The following is a 16,100-nucleotide window of genomic DNA, read 5'->3' as shown; positions in this document are numbered from 1 at the left end:
CCATGCAAGACCAGATCATCCAAGCGTTGCGCCAGAACGAGGCCGACCAGGCCGTGCAGCTGGCCCAGGCGTGGACCCGTGATGAACCCGGCCAGGCCGAGGCCCACCGCTGGCTGGCGCTTGCGCTGCAGCAGCAGGGCAAGGCCGAGGACGCGATGGAGGCCCTGCAGCAGGCGCTGCAGCTGGCCCCGGACAATGCCCAGCTGCACCTGCAGCACGCCGGCCTGCTGCTGGCCCTGCGCCAGTTCGACGGCGCTGGCGAAGCACTGACGCGCACCACCGGGCTGGACCCGAACGCCTTCGCTGCCTACCTGATGCAGGCCCACCTGGCGATCGGCCGCAACGATTTCGATGAAGCGCAGCGCCTGTCCACCCTGGCCTCGCGTGTCGAACCGGACCACCCGGAACTGCTGACCATCGACGGCATGATCGCGCTGCGCCGCGATGATGCCGATCGCGCGCTGACGCTGCTGTCGGCCGCCAACCAGGCCCAGCCCAACGACATTCGCGTGCTCTACGCACTGGGCTTCGCCTACCTGGGCAAGAACATGCTGGCCTTCGCCGAGCAGGCGTTCCGCCGCGTGCTGGAACTGAACCCGACCATCGCCTCGCTGCATGGCCTGGTGGTGCAGCTGGCCATGCGCCAGGGCAACCTGGACGCTGCCGCCGAAGCGATGCAGATCGCGCTGCAGCAGCAGGGCCTGGATACGCCATCGATGCGCCGCCTGGCCGGCGAACTGGCACTGCGCGGCGGCCAGCCGCTGCAGGCGCTGGAGCACCTGCTGCCGTTGCTGGAATCGCTGCCTGACGACCGCGACGTACTGCAGTTGCTGCTGATGTCCTGGCAGCGCCTGGGCCGCGAAGACGAGGCCCGCGCACGCCTGGATGCCGCCCTGGAGCAGCACCCGCAGCTGCACGACCTGTGGCTGGCACGCCTGGCGGTGGAAGAGGTCGGCAGTGCCACCGCCGCCGCCACGGTCGAGCGCTGGATGGACGCGATGCCGGGCCACCTGCCGGCGCTGGAAGCGCGCCTGCGCCTGCACGACATGGTGGGCGAACACGCCCAGGCCGAAGCGATCGCCGAGCGCATCGTCAACCTCGAACCGGGCCGCGTCAGCGGCGAAACCCGCCTGGTCGAAGGCCTGCTGCAGCGCGATCCGGCCGCCGCGGTCGCCCGCGTGCAGGCGCTGATCGACATGGCACCGGAAGGCCACCGCGCCGACCTGCGCACCTGGCTGGGTGAGATCCAGGATCGCGCCGGGCAGCACGAAGACGCGCTGCAGACCTGGCTGGCACTGCAGGCCGACCAGGCACCGCAGCGCCTGCCGCTGCCGCCGCAGGCCAAGGCGCCGCCGAGCTGGCCGGACAAGGGCGAGATCGACGGTGATGCCACTTCCGCGCCGATCTTCCTGTGGGGCGCGCCGGGTTCGGGCGTGGAGCGCGTGGCGACCGGCCTGGCCGCCGCCAGCCCGGTGCTGCGCAGCGACCGCTATACCTCCAACGCACCCGACGACGCGTTCCAGAACTACCACACGCTGCAGGACCTTGCCTCGGGCGTGCTGACCCCGGAGCGGCTGGTGCAGCGCTGGCGCGAACAGCTGCCGTCGCGCGGCGTGCAGGACGACGCGATCATCGACTGGCTGCTGTGGTGGGACAACGCGCTGCTGTGGGCGCTGCGCCCGCAGCTGCCGCAGGGCCGCCTGCTGGTGGTGCTGCGCGATCCGCGCGACATGCTGCTGGACTGGGTGGCCTACGGTGCCGCCGCACCGCTGGCAATGACCTCGCTGGCCGAAGCCAGCGAATGGCTGGCGCGCGCGCTGGCCCAGGTCGCCGCCCTGCACGAGGACGATCTGTACCCGCAGGTGCTGCTGCGCATCGACCAGATCGGCAACGATCCGCAGGCGATGGCCGAACTGCTGGGCCGCCTGTTCGAGCGGCCGATGCCGCCAGCCGCGCAACTGGGTGCGCCGCGCTTCCCGCCGGGCCACTGGCGCAACTACCGCGACGTGATGAGCGCCGCCTTCGCCAAGCTCACCCCGATCGCGGTGCGCCTGGGTTATCCGGAAGAGTGAGGACACGCCGATGCAACTGAGCAGCCACAGCCTGACCAACGGTGCACCGATCGACCGCGAATTCGCCGCCGGCGATGCCGCGGGCTTCGCACCGGACCGCAATCCGCACCTGGCCTGGAGCGATGTGCCGGAGGGCACCCGTTCGTTCCTGCTGGTGTGTGTCGATCCGGACGTGCCGACCGTGCCGGAGACGGTCGGCCGCACCGACATGAGCGTGCCGCGCGACCAGCCGCGCTGTGATTTCGTGCATTGGGTAATGGCCGACATTCCGGCCTCGGTGCGCGAGATCGCCGCAGGCAGCTGCAGCGACGGCTTCGTGGTGAAGGGCAAGTCCAAACCGGCCGGCCCGGCCGGCAGCCGCCAGGGCCTGAACGACTTCACCGGCTGGTTCGCAGGCAATCCGGACATGGCCGGTGACTACCTGGGCTATGACGGCCCGTACCCGCCGTTCAACGACGAACGCCTGCACCACTACTTCTTCCGCGTGTTCGCGCTGGACGTGGCATCGCTGCAGCTGCCGGCACGCTTCACCGCCGCCGACGCCTACCGCGCCATGCACGGCCACGTGCTCGCCGAAGCGGCACTGCACGGCACCTACACGTTGAACCCGGCGCTGGGCTGAGAGCCCTTGTAGGGCCGGGGCATGCCCGGCTTTGCTTTCTGCAGAGTCGAGCCATGCTCGACTTTGCCTTGTAGAGCCGAGCCCATGCTCGGCTGCTTCTGCTACGCAATGGACCTGCAGTAAACAGCAAACCCTGCCAGGAACGCATCCGCTTCGGCGCGATGCACTTCCGACTGAAGCACCTCGAAGATCTCCTCCGGTTCCAGGCCCAGCACCGGTACACGCAGGAACAGCGTTGTACTGAACGCGGCACTGACCGTGGACAGCACCGCGCGAAGTGCCTGCAGCATGTCCTCGCCACGATGGGACGCATGCACTAACGCAATGGGCCGACCGACGATCTGGTCGCCGGATACGAGCCAGTCGATCGCATTCTTCAATCCGCCGGGAATGCCACGCACGTATTCAGGGCTGCACACCAGCACACCGTCGCTGCGGGCGATGGCCGCCTTGAAGCGCGTCACGCTGCAGGGTTCATCGGTGCCTTCCAGATCGGGGGAGAACACCGGAAGTTCGCCGACCCCGGCGTAGACCTCGATCTCCATGCCGGGCAGCGCGATGGTTTTCAGGGCCACCAGCAGAGCGGTGTTGGTCGACTGCCGGCGCGCGCTGCCGGATATGGCGAGAATCTTCATCGTGGCAAGGCTGCCACGTGGGGCTGCGTCGACGCTACAGAACGTAGAAGGGCGACCTCGTGGCCGCCCTTCTGTTTATTTACTTCTTCTCGATGGCCGACTCGACCACCATGTCCAGCACGTACGCCTGCGACGGCGCATCGGCCGGCGGGTTCTTCACTTCGTAGCGCTTCACGCGCACCACGTTGCGCACGCCGTCTTCGTGGGTGTAGCCCTCGATGGTGCCGTAGAAGTTCTCGAACTTGCCCGGCTCACCCTGCTTCAGGCCCTTGTCGTCGAACTTCACTTCGCGCACCTGCAGGCACTGGTAGTCCGGGATCAGCGGGTGCGAGCACTTCTGCGTCTTGGCGGCCACTTCCAGGAACACGGTTTCGCCGGCGCCGCCGTAGCGGGTTTCAGCGGTCGGCTCCGGGTTGAACACCAGCACGTCGCCCTTGGCGTTGGTCAGCGTCAGCTTGCCATCGGCATCCTGCTCGGCCTTCAGCTCGCCCTGCAGGCGGCTCGACACGGCTTCGTCCAGCGCCATCAGCGCCTTGTCGGTGCAGGCCATCATGGTCGAGGCCATCGCGCTGACCGTCAGCTTGCCGTCGGCCAGGGTGTAGCCGCCGCCCATGCGGTTGCAGGTGTTGCTGACCGACAGGCGGCCATCTGCGAAGTCCAGGGTGACCGGCTTGTCTTCGCGGGCGAACAGCGCGTCGATGCGCTTGCCGTCGGCGCCGGTGGCCTGCTGCAGCACCCAGTGCTGGCTCTGCAGGCGCTGCGCATCCAGGTGCGCCAGCGTCTGCTGGTCTGCTGCCTTGGCCGCGGCCGGGGCCACGTCGTCGCCGCCGGTGCCGGCCGGGGCCGGGGTCTGGCTGCAGGCGGCCATCAGGGCCAGCGGGAGGAGCAGGGTGAGCTTGCGGTTCATGGTGATTCTCCTTGGGGAACCGTGGGGGAAACGGGGTGGGGCCGGCAACGGGGTTACCGTACCCCGGCGCTGTTCAGCTGCCGGAGGGCAACCACAGCAGCAGCGCCGCGCCCAGTGCGATGCGGTAGATCGCGAAGGCGGTGAACCTGTGCGACTTGATGTAGCCCATCAGCCACTTCACTACGACGAAGCCGGTGATGGCCGCGGCAAGGAAGGCCACGCCCACGTCGGCCCAGTCCTCGCTGCCCAGCTGCCCGGCCTTGGCCATTTCCAGGAAGGTGTAGGCGCTGGCGGCGAACATGGTGGGAATGCCGACCAGGAACACGAACTCGGCGGCGGCGGCGCGGCGGCTCAGGCCCAGCAGCATGGCCAGGAAGATCGCCGAGGCCGAGCGCGAGGTGCCGGGGAACACGCCGGCCACGACCTGTGCCAGGCCCACGCCGATCGCCACCGTCCAGGTCACCTGGTCGCGGTCGGGCAGGCGCGCGGTGTAGGCCTCCACCAGCAGCATCCAGACACCACCGATGATCAATGCCCAGGCCACCGGGCTGACCGTCTCCGGCAGCGACCAGCCGGCCTTGCGCACCACCAGGCCGACCACGGCGGTGACCAGGAAGGCGGCGCCCAGCTTGAACACGTACTCACGGTTCTCGCGCTGGTTGAAGCCGGTGGCCAGCTGCAGCAGGCGCTGGCGGAACACCAGCACCACGGCCACGATCGCGCCGGCCTGGATGACGATGTTGAAGAAGTCCGAGCGGGCACCCAGCCAGTGCTGGGCGATGAGCAGGTGGCCGGTGCTGGAGATCGGCAGGAATTCGGTCAAGCCTTCGAGGATGCCCAGCAGCAGGGCGGAGAGCAGGTCGGACATGGACGGTGCGTGACGCGCGGCGGAAGGAAGAAGGTCGAGAGGATAGACGATCCCTGCCGCACCAAACGGGTGCGTCTGGTGGCGGGTGCACCCGTTTGGTGCGCACTGTTCTGCACCGCCACGGAGCGCCCTTTTTGAAATCAATGACTTGCGGCCAGCGAAAAGTTGGCACGGTCGTTGCTCTACCTCAGCAGGCATTCATCCCCATCCGAGGTCGTACCGATGTCCGTGGAAAACGTTGAGAAGCTGATCAAGGACAACCAGATCGAGTTCGTCGATCTGCGTTTCGTGGATATGCGTGGCGTCGAGCAGCACGTCACCTTCCCGGTCAGCATTGTCGAACCGTCGCTGTTCGAAGAAGGCAAGATGTTCGACGGCAGCTCGATCGCCGGCTGGAAGGGCATCAACGAATCGGACATGGTCCTGCTGCCCGACACCACCAGCGCCTACGTCGACCCGTTCTACGCAGATCCGACCATCGTGATCAGCTGCGACATCCTCGATCCGGCCACCATGCAGCCGTACGGCCGCTGCCCGCGCGGCATCGCCAAGCGCGCCGAGGCCTACCTGAAGTCCTCCGGCATCGCCGAAACCGCGTTCTTCGGCCCGGAGCCGGAGTTCTTCATCTTCGACTCGGTCCGTTTCGCCAATGAAATGGGCAACACCTTCTTCAAGGTCGATTCCGAAGAAGCCGCCTGGAACAGCGGCGCCAAGTACGACGGCGCCAACAGCGGCTACCGTCCGGGCGTGAAGGGCGGCTACTTCCCCGTGCCGCCGACCGACACCCTGCACGACCTGCGCGCCGAGATGTGCAAGACCCTGGAACAGGTCGGCATCGAAGTGGAAGTGCAGCACCACGAAGTGGCCACCGCCGGCCAGTGCGAGATCGGCACCAAGTTCAGCACCCTGGTGCAGAAGGCCGATGAACTGCTGCGCATGAAGTACGTGATCAAGAACGTCGCGCACCGCAACGGCAAGACCGTTACCTTCATGCCCAAGCCGATCGTGGGCGACAACGGCAGCGGCATGCACGTGCACCAGTCGCTGTCCAAGGGCGGCACCAACCTGTTCTCCGGTGACGGCTACGGTGGCCTGAGCCAGCTGGCGCTGTGGTACATCGGCGGCATCTTCAAGCACGCCAAGGCCATCAATGCCTTCGCCAACTCGGGCACCAACAGCTACAAGCGCCTGGTGCCGGGCTTCGAGGCGCCGGTGATGCTGGCCTACTCGGCCCGCAACCGTTCGGCGTCGTGCCGCATTCCGTGGGTGTCCAACCCGAAGGCGCGCCGCATCGAAATGCGCTTCCCGGACCCGATCCAGTCCGGCTACCTGACCTTCACCGCACTGATGATGGCCGGCCTGGACGGCATCAAGAACCAGATCGACCCGGGTGCACCGAGCGACAAGGACCTGTACGACCTGCCGCCGGAGGAAGAGAAGCTGATCCCGCAGGTCTGCTCCTCGCTGGACCAGGCGCTGGAAGCGCTGGACAAGGACCGCGAGTTCCTGAAGGCCGGCGGCGTGATGAGCGATGACTTCATCGACGGCTACATCGCGCTGAAGATGCAGGAAGTGACCAAGTTCCGCGCGGCCACCCACCCGCTGGAATACCAGCTGTACTACGCCAGCTGACCGGATGCGATGGCGGTGGGTTCCCCCTCCCACCCGCCGCCATCGCTTCCGTTTTCGCGGCTGGGGAGCCGCGGTCAGATCGGGGTCGGATCCCATTCGTTTACGAATGGGCGCTGATCCCTATCCAGGGGCAAGAGAGAGACCGGATACGCGACCAGGGCCGCCCTCCCTCCCGCGTCGGTCGTGCAAGGAGAGAGGCACGGCCGTCCCGGCCCTGTACGTGTCCGGTGCAACAGCCACGGTCATCATCCTGATGACCCGTGGTTGCCTGATGCCAACGCGCGCTGGCGCGCTGGCCCCATCCACCCTCGGGACATGCGCATGAAACTGATCTCCGCCATCATCCGACCGTTCAAGCTCGACGAGGTCCGCGAGGCCCTGTCCGATGCAGGCGTGTCGGGCATCACCGTGACCGAAGTGAAAGGTTTCGGTCGCCAGAAGGGCCACACCGAGCTGTATCGCGGCGCCGAGTACGTCGTCGATTTCCTGCCCAAGATCAAGATCGAAACGGTGGTCACCGACGAGCGTGCCGACGCGGTGATCGAAGCGATCCAGTCGTCGGCAGGCACCGGCAAGATCGGTGACGGCAAGATTTTCGTCACCGCCGTCGAACAGGTCATCCGCATCCGCACCGGCGAAATCGGTGCCGACGCGCTGTAACCCCCTTCCGGAGATTCCCCCCATGAAGATGCGCCTTCTCACCGGGTGGCAAGCCCGGTTCCATCTGGTGTGCCTGTTGATGCTGCTCAGCGCACTGGCCGCCGGTGCCTGGCCGGGCAGCGCCCATGCCCAGGCCCAGGTATCGCCGTTGCCGAGCGAAAGCGTGGCGGTCGAGCCGCTGCACGATGCGGCCGCCACCGCCGCGGCGCCGGCCGTGGCCGAAGCGGCCGCCGCCTATGATCGTGGCGACGTCGCCTGGATGCTCACCTCGACCCTGCTGGTGCTGTTGATGGTGGTACCGGGCCTGGCCCTGTTCTACGGCGGCCTGGTGCGTTCGAAGAATGTGCTGTCGGTGCTCAGCCAGATCCTGGTGGTGTTCTCGCTGGTGCTGCTGCTGTGGGTGGCCTATGGCTACAGCGCGGTGTTCAGCGCCGGCAATCCGTTCTTCGGCTCGTTCACCGAATTCGCCTTCCTCAAGGGCTTCACCCCGGAGTCGGTGGGCAACACGCCGATCAAGGGCCTGCCGGACTATCTGTTCGTCGCGTTCCAGTCGACCTTTGCCGGCATCACCACCGCGCTGATCGTCGGTGCCTTCGCCGAGCGCATCAAGTTCCGCGCGGTGCTGCTGTTCTCGGCGCTGTGGTTCACCCTCAGCTACATCCCGATGGCACATATCGTCTGGGGTGGCGGCTACCTGGGTGAGCTGGGTGCCATCGACTTCGCCGGCGGTACCGTGGTGCACATCAACGCGGGCGTCGCCGGCCTGGTCGGCGCGTGGTTCGTCGGCAAGCGCCTGGGCTATGGCCAGACCGCGCTGAAGCCGCACAATGTGCCGTTTACCTACATCGGCGCGATGCTGCTGTGGGTGGGCTGGTTCGGCTTCAACGCCGGCTCGGCAGCAGCGGCCGACACCGTGGCCTCGCTGGCCTTCCTCAACACCGTGCTGGCCACCGCCGCTGCCGTGCTTGGCTGGACCCTGGTGGAGGCGATCGGCAAGGGCAAGCCGTCGGCGCTGGGCGCTGCGTCGGGTGCGGTGGCCGGTCTGGTCGGCATCACCCCGGCCTGTGGCACCGTCGGGCCGCTTGGCGCGATCGTGATCGGTTTTGTCGCTGGCGTGGTCTGCGTGTGGGGCGTGACCGGCCTGAAGCGCCTGCTGAAGGTGGACGACACCGCCGACGTGTTCGGTGTGCATGGTGTCGGCGGCATCGTCGGCGCGATCCTCACCGGCGTGTTCAGTGCGCAGTCGCTGGGCGGCACAAAGGCCGATCTGGATATCGCCCATCAGGTCTGGGTGCAGGTGGTCAGCGTCGGCCTGACCGTGGTGTGGTCGGCGGTGATGACCGCGGTCATCCTGCTGGTGGTCAAGGTCGTGGTCGGCCTGCGCGTGACCGAAGAAGCAGAGCGCACCGGCCTGGATGTGACTTCGCACGGCGAGTCCGCCTACGAGGCCTGACGTGGCGGCGCACTGACGTGGTGGGTGCCGACCGTTGGTCGGCACTTCCACTGTCCTTGTTCTGGTAGGTGCCAAGCTTGCTTGGCACGGGGTCTGGGTCTGCTCTGGTGGGTGCCGACCGTTGGTCGGCACAGCGGGTAGCCCATCCACGCATGGCGTGGCTCTACCGTTCCTGCTCCAATGGCTGTCTGCAGGTGGGCGTGTACACGCCTCCAACGACCTCGATGGACTACAGAACGGAGTAGGCGTGATTCAGGCGACTTCCGCAGCAGTGATGGAAGACATCGAATGGTATGTCTACCTGCTGACCCTGGACGACTACAGTCCGCATGCGCTGGTGCGTAGTGTGGCCGGCGCAGGAGATCGAGAACACTGGAGCTTCGCTGTGGAGCTCACCTATCGCTGCCTTTCCTCCGGTCTGTGGCGACTCTCCTACGGCCTGCCTCCGGAGCTGGGGCTTTCCAGCATCGATCGTCGATCCGAGCACCAGCAGTCTGATCAACATCATGGTGCCTGGAGCACATGCATTGGATCCGGGCTTTGTGATCCGACAGGTGCTTCCGGATGGATTCGGTGGATTCTCAGTCTCAACCAGAGGCTGGGGTACGGGTTCGCGTCCAATGTTCAACTCGAATTGGTGGGCCAAGTGTGGAGTTCCAATACGCGCGATACTGGTGGCGAAGTTGGCAAGTTGCGGTGGCCTTGGAGTACTTTTCCCTCAAGGCAGAAATGCATGAGCTACCGGGGCTCTGATGGAAAGATGGTGGAGATCTGCCAGTGAGTGAGCGTGAGTTGGGGGCAAAGATTGTGTCTGTGATTGCCAGCTCCGTGCTTGGAGCGGCTCTATTCATAGGCATTCCGCTGAGTTCTCGGATAGGCAGCTTTTCGCAGGCTGCAATTTTCACATCGCTGGTTTGCGCCATAGCCGCTGTGTTGGGCCTCATCTTCGGTGTGCCCGGGGTTATGCTTGTGGACAAGTTTCTTCCGCGGTTCAAAGCTCGTTATGTTGTAGCTGCACCAATCTGTGCCTTGTTGGCGTGGCTCGCGTTCGAGGGTGCCTTCTCTCCTGGCGCTTGGATAAAGGTCTGGACCAGTCCTTCCTTTTGGTTTGGGTGGGCTCCCAGGCGCGCTGGCATCATGCTTTTCATCGGGTTGGCCGTGGGTGCCTTCTACATGTTGATCTGGCCGCGGATTGGACGAATGATGAAGGTCAACACGGCCTTGTGACTGAGGGCGATGGAATCGGGTGCCTGTGCGCAGCAAGATGGCGGCGGCAAATAGCCAGGCATACAGCGGCGCGGGGAAGTAGGGGGCATCGATGAGTACAGCCGTGCACTGAACGCAGTGACGACGGCGCTGGTGGGCGGTGTGGCGGGACAGGGCGCTGGCCAGGCCGCGTCCAATGCACTGGCGCCCTATGCCGCTCACTTCATCGGCAGCACGCTTGACCCGAACCACGGCAGCGACCCCAATGCGACTCTGCAACTGCTGTCGCATGCGGTGTTGGGTGCGCTGCTGGCGGAAGCCGATGGTGGCAGTGCGGGAACCGGAGCCGTGTCCGCGGCCGGCGGCGAGTTGGCCGCGAAGGTACTGACTAATACATTGACCGGCGGAGACCCCTCCAAGCTGAGCCCGGAGCAGAAAGAGATGGTGCTGGCGTTGTCGCAGGCAGTTGGCGCACTGGCGGGCGGGCTGTCGGAGCAAAAGAAGGTCACGAAATGAGTGCTAGTGATGTGAAAGATGCTGGAAGAGTTTCCGTTCAGGCTGCATATGTATTGATGTGCGTGTTCCTTCAGAAGTATATGGAGAGGGGGGAGGGGCAGGACACTCTTGTTGATCTGTTATCCTCGGGAGGGTCATTTCTATGGGCGAATGGCTTGCCCAACGATCCGGCAATGTGGGATGACTGGTGTGATGCATTTGCAGAGGTTGTCACCGTGGGGAGTGCTCTTAATTCTGAATTTTGTAGCGCACAAATTAATTCGTCGGGCGGGTACTTGGCGTTGCTGGATGCGTTCTCGGTAATGATGGTATTCCTTGAGTCGATTTTTGATCGATCTGGTGAGGATCTTCCGCTGTTCGAAGTTGTTGTTCGCCTTATGTCGCCTCCAGGTGATTCCGGTTGTCTTGATGATTCCTCTGTCTGGGCTGAGTGGGTGGAGTCGGTTAGGAAGGTGAGGGCATAGGGTTCTGGGCGGTTGCTTGTTCAATGGAAGTTGGGGTTAAACGGCCGCCTCGATGAAGTTGCTCGGCTTGACGGTGTTGCCAGTCTGTATGTCACCGGTCGAAGCAGTGGTGACGCGCCAAGGTAGATTTCTTCGCAATGCGGGCGCGGAGGGATTGACCAAATCGGCCACTGGCGGGATCTGAGGGCCGTTGATGAATCATTTTGTTCAAGTTGTTATGAGGGTTGTTCCCTGGGTTCACGTGTCCACGGTGTTGGAATCGATTCGGCGGCATGGCTGGGTCCGTTTCGAGGATTGAAGGTAGGTGATGAGGAACTTGGGCGTTTGGCTATTCGAATTGGAGTTTGAGATTTGGGCATGAGGTGGGGGCGTCATTGAGTTTTTGCATGACAGCTCCCCAGTTCTACAGCGATCCGGACGAAGCGAAGAACCACGGCTGCAGTCCATGGTTACAATCCGCCCATGATCAGCCCCCGCCTTCTGGCTTCCACACTGCTGGCCCTGGCCCTTTCGGCCTGCACCGCCACCGTGCCTGTGCAGCACAACCCGCTCGCCACCTGGGTCCCATCACCCAACCAGAACGCGCGCACCCCGGTCATCATCGTCATCCACCACACCGAGCAGAAATCGGTGCAGCAGAGCCTGCATACGTTGCGCACGGCCAATAGCGGTGGGCCGGTCAGTGCGCACTACCTGATCGGCGCCGATGGCCATCGTTACCAGCTGGTGGCTGATGAGCGCCGTGCCTGGCACGCCGGCGCCGGGCGCTGGGGCACCATCACCGATCTCAATTCGGCTTCGATCGGTATCGAGCTCGACAACGATGGCCGCAGCCCGTTCAGTGCGGCACAGATCGAATCGCTGATCGTGCTGCTGCGCGATCTCACCACGCGCCTGAACATCCCGCCGCGCCAGGTGATCGGCCATGCCGACCTGGCGCCGACGCGCAAGCAGGATCCGAGCCGCTTCTTCCCATGGCAGCAGTTGGCCGAGGCCGGCTTCGGCGTGTGGCCGCGCGCGGCCGACGGCGCGGCACCGGAAGGATTCGACGCGTGGAATGCGCTGGCCCGCTTCGGCTATCCGCTCGACAACCGCGACGCCACCGTCGCTGCGTTCCACCGCCGCTTCCGTGGCCGCGACGACCTGCCGAAGACGCTGGATGCCGAGGACGCCCGCATCCTGCACTCGCTGCTGCTGCAGACGCCGTGACTCCGCGCATGAACGCTTGGCCCCGCGCTGGGTTGCCGCCCAGCGGCCGGCCCGCCACCATGGCGGCATGATCGATTCCGCCACCTTCTTCAAGCGCAAGCACTGGACCCTGCTGGCAGCGGCCGTGCTCGCCGGTTGCGCCACCACCGCTCCCCGCACGGGCTCCGAAGCGCCCACGCCGACCTCGCCGCCGGCGGCCACCTACGCCAAGGTCGGCTGGAAAGCCCTGCCAGCGGTCTCGGACAGCGATCTGCAGGCCGGCTTCGTGGCTTGGCGCAGCAGCTGCGCCCGCCTGAAAAACGACGCTGTCTGGGCCAAGCCCTGCGCCACCGCCGCAGCGGTGTCAGACAAGAACCCGGCCGCGATCCGCCAGTTCCTGCAGCGCGACCTCGATGCCTATGCGCTGCGTGCCGGTGGCCATCAGGCCGACGGATTGATCACCGGCTACTACGAGCCGATCTACCCCGGCAGCCTGACCCGCACCGACAAGGCGACGGTGCCGGTCTACGGCACGCCGGATGATCTGGTGGTGGTGCAGCTGGACAGCCTCTACCCGGAACTGAAGGGCAAGCGCCTGCGCGGGCGCGTCGAAGGCAAGGTGCTCAAGCCCTATGACGACGCCGGCACCATCGCGGCCAAGGGCGCCAAGGCGCCGGTGCTGGCCTGGCTGACCGATCCGATGGACCTGCAGTTGCTGCAGATCCAGGGGTCCGGCCGCGTGCGCCTGGCCGATGGCAAGCAGGTACGGCTGGCCTATGCGGAACAGAACGGCCACCCCTACCGTGCCATCGGTCGCTGGCTGGTGGACCAGGGCCAGCTGAAGAAGGAAGACGTCACCATGGATGCGATCCGCGCCTGGGCCCGGGCCAATCCCGCGCGCGTGCCGGAACTGCTGCGCAGCAACCCCAGCTATGTGTTCTTCGTGCGCAATCCGGACAGCCCGGAAGGCCCGCGTGGTTCACTGAACGTGCCGCTCACCGCGGGCTACAGCGTGGCGGTGGACCGTACCGTGGTGCCGCTGGGCAGCCTGCTGTGGCTGTCGACCACGCGCCCCGATGGCACGCCCGTGGTACGCCCGGTGGCTGCGCAGGACACCGGCGGCGCCATCGCCGGCGAGGTGCGCGCGGACCTGTACTGGGGCAGTGGCGATGCCGCCGGCAAGCTGGCCGGCGACATGAAGCAGAAGGGCAACATCTGGATGCTGTGGCCGAAGGGCGTGCCCCTGCCGAACTGAACCAGCAGGGGGCGGATCCCTTTCCAAAGGAAAGGGCTCTGGCCCCGGATGCCTGATAATGGCGCCATTCCGAACTTTCCGGCCGCGCCTGCGGCCAGGACCCCTGCAATGACCTACGCAAAGCACAACGCAAAACCCGGCGCGAAATCCGCCGCAAAGAAGTACTACAAGCACTGGGCCGAATCGGGCCTGGGCAAGGGCAACGTGCTGATGGAAGCGCGCGGCGACAAGATCGTGCGGCAGGTGGAAATCTACGGCACCAAGATGGTCTGGGCCGACGAGCACGCCCACAGCGATGACCGTTTCCTGCTGGCCGACCAGCCGGTGTCGTTCCTGGATTTCGACGAGGACGACGAAATCTCCGCGCGTGAATTCGAAGCCGCCTGGAAGAAGGCACGGGAAGCCACCGGCTACCCGGTGTAATCCGCCCGGCTCCCGCCCTTGTAGCGCCGAGCCTTGCTCGACGCTGCAAAAGCGGGCACGTGAAATGTTATATAATTACATTTCACCGTAACCGCCCCTTCCCATGAAGACTCCCACCCTTGTGGCCGCCCTGGCGGCCGCGCCGTTCGCCCCTGAAGCTTTCGCACAGGCCGCCGATGCCGCGCTCACCCTCGGCAAGGTGCAGGTGCACCAGCACGGCGAAGGCCAGCTCAGTGCGCACCAGGTGCTGACCTCGGTGGACGTGCTGGGTGCAGACCAGATCGAAAACCGCAACGTTTCGCACAGCTGGGAACTGCTCGGGCAGATGCCCGGCATCCAGCTCACCGAAACCCGGCAGGGTGCCGAATCGGGCAAGGTCAGCTTCCGCGCCTTCAACGGCGAGGGCTACCTCAATGCCATCAAGACCCTCATCGACGGCATCCCCAGCAACGTCAACAGCGGCAACCAGCGCTTCATCGACATGCTGTTCCCGCTGGACATCAGCTACATCGAAGTAGTGCGTGGTACCAACGATCCGCGCTATGGCCTGCACAACATCGGCGGCAACGTGAACTTCGGTACGCGCCAGGGCGGCAGCTACACCGATGCGCGCCTGGCCTACGGCAGCTACAACACCCGTGATGCGCAGCTGGCGATTGGCCGCGAAGCCAATGGCTTCGCGCAGAACTACTTTGTCGGCACCCAGGCCAGCGATGGTTATCGCGACCACGACACCTCCAGGAAGTACTCGCTGGGCGGCAAGTGGTTCTTCGGCACGCTGGACGAAGGGCTGCGCGTGGGCCTGACCGCGCGCGCCTACCACCATGAGGCCGACGAACCGGGCTTCATGACCGCCGAGGAACTGCGCACGCACCGCCGTGGCAGCGAGCTGCGCAACGGCAACGACGGCGATGACCGCGACATGCGCCAGATCGCCGCGCACGTCGACCTGAAGCTGTCCGACGCACTCACCTTCGGCACGCGGCTCTACTACAACCGCTATGAAGACGACCGCCGCGTGACCTTCAGCGACCTGCCCACCGGCAACCTGCCGCGCCAGCGCCGCGTGTGGGATGAACGCCAGACTGGCCTGCTCAGCACGCTGACCTGGCAGGCCAGCTCCACGCTTACTGTCGAGGGCGGCCTGAACTACGAGCAGCAGGACAACGGCTATATCCGCGAGCGCTATGCCTACGCCGAACCGACCGATTACAGCCAGCCGCCGGCGCGCGTGCAGAACGACGACCGCCACAGCTTCGACAACTGGGGCGCCTACGTGCAGGCGATCTACCAGCCCGCCGAGGCGTGGAAGATCGTGCCGGCCTATCGTATTGATCGCTTCAGTGGCCGCACGCACCTGATGAACGGCATCACCGCCCGGCTGCAGGATTACGGCAGCATCGGCCAGCCCAAGCTGAGCATCATCCACAGCCTGGGCCAGACCACCCACGTCTACGCCAACTGGGGCCGCACCTTCCAGGTGCTGATCGGGTCCACCGCACCGGCCTACCTCACCCCGGGGCAGGCGCCGATGCAGCCGTCCACCAATACGGGCATGGAGCTGGGCCTGAAGTTCCAGCCGTTCCAGGGCGCCCAGGCGCGCCTGGCGGTGTGGCAGCAGGACGCGGAAAACGAGGTATCCAACATGCCTGCCACCGGCACCACGGTCACCCTGGGCAAGACCCGCCGGCGCGGCGTGGATGCGCAGTTGAGCCTGCAGCTGGGCGATGACTGGACGGTATGGGCGTCGCACGCCTACCAGGAAGCGAAGATCACCCGCGACGACCGCGATGCCGGCATTTCCCTGCACGGCCGCGAAGTGGCCGCCACCCCGCGCCACATCAGCAATCTGGGTGTGGACTACCGCGCCAGCGACGCGCTGCGCCTCGGCCTGCAGGCACGCGCGCAGGGCGACTACTACCTTGAGGAGCGCAACGTGGCCGGCAAGTTCGGTGGCTTCGCCGTGCTCGACCTCAGTGCTGCCTATCAGCTCACCCCGCGTTTCAGCGTGGACCTGCAACTGAAGAACGTCACCGGCCGCCAGTACGCCTACGCCTGGTACGACAGCTTCTTCTGGGACAGCGCCCGCCCGATGTTCTCGCCAGCCCCGGGCCGCAGCGTGTTCGTTGGCCTCAACATGAAGCTGTAACCGGCCCTGCATCTGGTAGTGGTCGAGCTTGCTCGACCTGCAGCAGGGGT

General features: G+C 65.5%; 15 protein-coding genes. 12 read left to right on the top strand and 3 right to left on the bottom strand.

Annotated features, from left to right (window positions below; genetic code table 11):
• Nucleotides 1-2: 2 nt before the first annotated feature.
• Both AC5P7A_RS11580 and AC5P7A_RS11575 read left to right on the top strand, forming a co-directional pair.
• The gene (locus AC5P7A_RS11580; RefSeq protein ID WP_053495707.1) at nt 3-2,072 is read left to right on the top strand and encodes a tetratricopeptide repeat protein; all 2,070 of its coding nucleotides are present in this window, start codon (nt 3-5) and stop codon (nt 2,070-2,072) included.
• 10 nt (nt 2,073-2,082) lie between these two features.
• Entirely contained in the window at nt 2,083-2,694 is a 612-nt protein-coding gene (locus AC5P7A_RS11575) for a YbhB/YbcL family Raf kinase inhibitor-like protein (RefSeq protein WP_032961630.1), read from the top strand.
• Between the two features lie 101 nt (nt 2,695-2,795).
• Here AC5P7A_RS11575 and AC5P7A_RS11570 read toward each other — a convergent pair whose 3' ends face one another.
• From AC5P7A_RS11570 to AC5P7A_RS11560, 3 genes are all read right to left on the bottom strand, one after another.
• Complete coding sequence (locus tag AC5P7A_RS11570) at nt 2,796-3,329, bottom strand: NADPH-dependent FMN reductase (RefSeq protein ID WP_495220148.1); 534 nt, start codon at nt 3,327-3,329, stop codon at nt 2,796-2,798.
• A 79-nt stretch (nt 3,330-3,408) separates the two neighbouring features.
• Nucleotides 3,409-4,236 carry an META domain-containing protein gene (locus AC5P7A_RS11565; RefSeq protein WP_495220147.1) on the bottom strand — a complete coding sequence of 276 codons (828 nt, stop codon included), beginning with the start codon at nt 4,234-4,236 and terminating at the stop codon, nt 3,409-3,411.
• 73 nt (nt 4,237-4,309) lie between these two features.
• Nucleotides 4,310-5,104: an undecaprenyl-diphosphate phosphatase gene (locus AC5P7A_RS11560; RefSeq protein WP_014645490.1), complete on the bottom strand. Its 795-nt coding sequence runs from the start codon at nt 5,102-5,104 to the stop codon at nt 4,310-4,312.
• Between the two features lie 222 nt (nt 5,105-5,326).
• On the opposite strand from AC5P7A_RS11560, the gene glnA reads away from it, so the two are divergent.
• The 10 genes from glnA (at nt 5,327) to AC5P7A_RS11510 (ending at nt 16,050) form a co-directional block, all read left to right on the top strand.
• Nucleotides 5,327-6,736, top strand: coding sequence for a type I glutamate--ammonia ligase (gene glnA, locus AC5P7A_RS11555; RefSeq protein WP_014645491.1), 1,410 nt, complete (start codon nt 5,327-5,329; stop codon nt 6,734-6,736).
• 321 nt (nt 6,737-7,057) lie between these two features.
• Entirely contained in the window at nt 7,058-7,396 is a 339-nt protein-coding gene (locus AC5P7A_RS11550) for a P-II family nitrogen regulator (protein WP_004134334.1), read from the top strand.
• A gap of 22 nt (nt 7,397-7,418) precedes the next feature.
• Nucleotides 7,419-8,849 carry an ammonium transporter gene (gene amt / locus AC5P7A_RS11545; RefSeq protein WP_014645492.1) on the top strand — a complete coding sequence of 477 codons (1,431 nt, stop codon included), beginning with the start codon at nt 7,419-7,421 and terminating at the stop codon, nt 8,847-8,849.
• A 274-nt stretch (nt 8,850-9,123) separates the two neighbouring features.
• Nucleotides 9,124-9,630: a hypothetical protein gene (locus AC5P7A_RS11540; protein WP_152906982.1), complete on the top strand. Its 507-nt coding sequence runs from the start codon at nt 9,124-9,126 to the stop codon at nt 9,628-9,630.
• A 563-nt stretch (nt 9,631-10,193) separates the two neighbouring features.
• Entirely contained in the window at nt 10,194-10,571 is a 378-nt protein-coding gene (locus tag AC5P7A_RS11535; protein WP_032959340.1) for a VENN motif pre-toxin domain-containing protein, read from the top strand.
• Entirely contained in the window at nt 10,568-11,035 is a 468-nt protein-coding gene (locus AC5P7A_RS11530) for a hypothetical protein (protein WP_329768356.1), read from the top strand. The genes AC5P7A_RS11535 and AC5P7A_RS11530 overlap by 4 nt, the downstream gene beginning before the upstream one ends.
• A gap of 462 nt (nt 11,036-11,497) precedes the next feature.
• Nucleotides 11,498-12,244 carry an N-acetylmuramoyl-L-alanine amidase gene (locus AC5P7A_RS11525; protein WP_329768357.1) on the top strand — a complete coding sequence of 249 codons (747 nt, stop codon included), beginning with the start codon at nt 11,498-11,500 and terminating at the stop codon, nt 12,242-12,244.
• A 67-nt stretch (nt 12,245-12,311) separates the two neighbouring features.
• A complete protein-coding gene (gene mltA, locus AC5P7A_RS11520; protein WP_032959393.1) occupies nt 12,312-13,478 on the top strand; it encodes a murein transglycosylase A in 1,167 nt (388 codons plus the stop codon).
• 108 nt (nt 13,479-13,586) lie between these two features.
• Nucleotides 13,587-13,901, top strand: coding sequence for a hypothetical protein (locus AC5P7A_RS11515; protein ID WP_005411860.1), 315 nt, complete (start codon nt 13,587-13,589; stop codon nt 13,899-13,901).
• Nucleotides 13,902-14,004: 103 nt separating this feature from the next.
• Entirely contained in the window at nt 14,005-16,050 is a 2,046-nt protein-coding gene (locus AC5P7A_RS11510) for a TonB-dependent receptor (RefSeq protein WP_495220146.1), read from the top strand.
• Nucleotides 16,051-16,100 lie beyond the last annotated feature (50 nt).

Source organism: Stenotrophomonas sp. YJH_SMC_65 (genome assembly GCF_059369475.1).
Note: the sequence above shows the minus strand (reverse complement) of the source record. Positions and strands in the feature narration are given on the sequence as shown.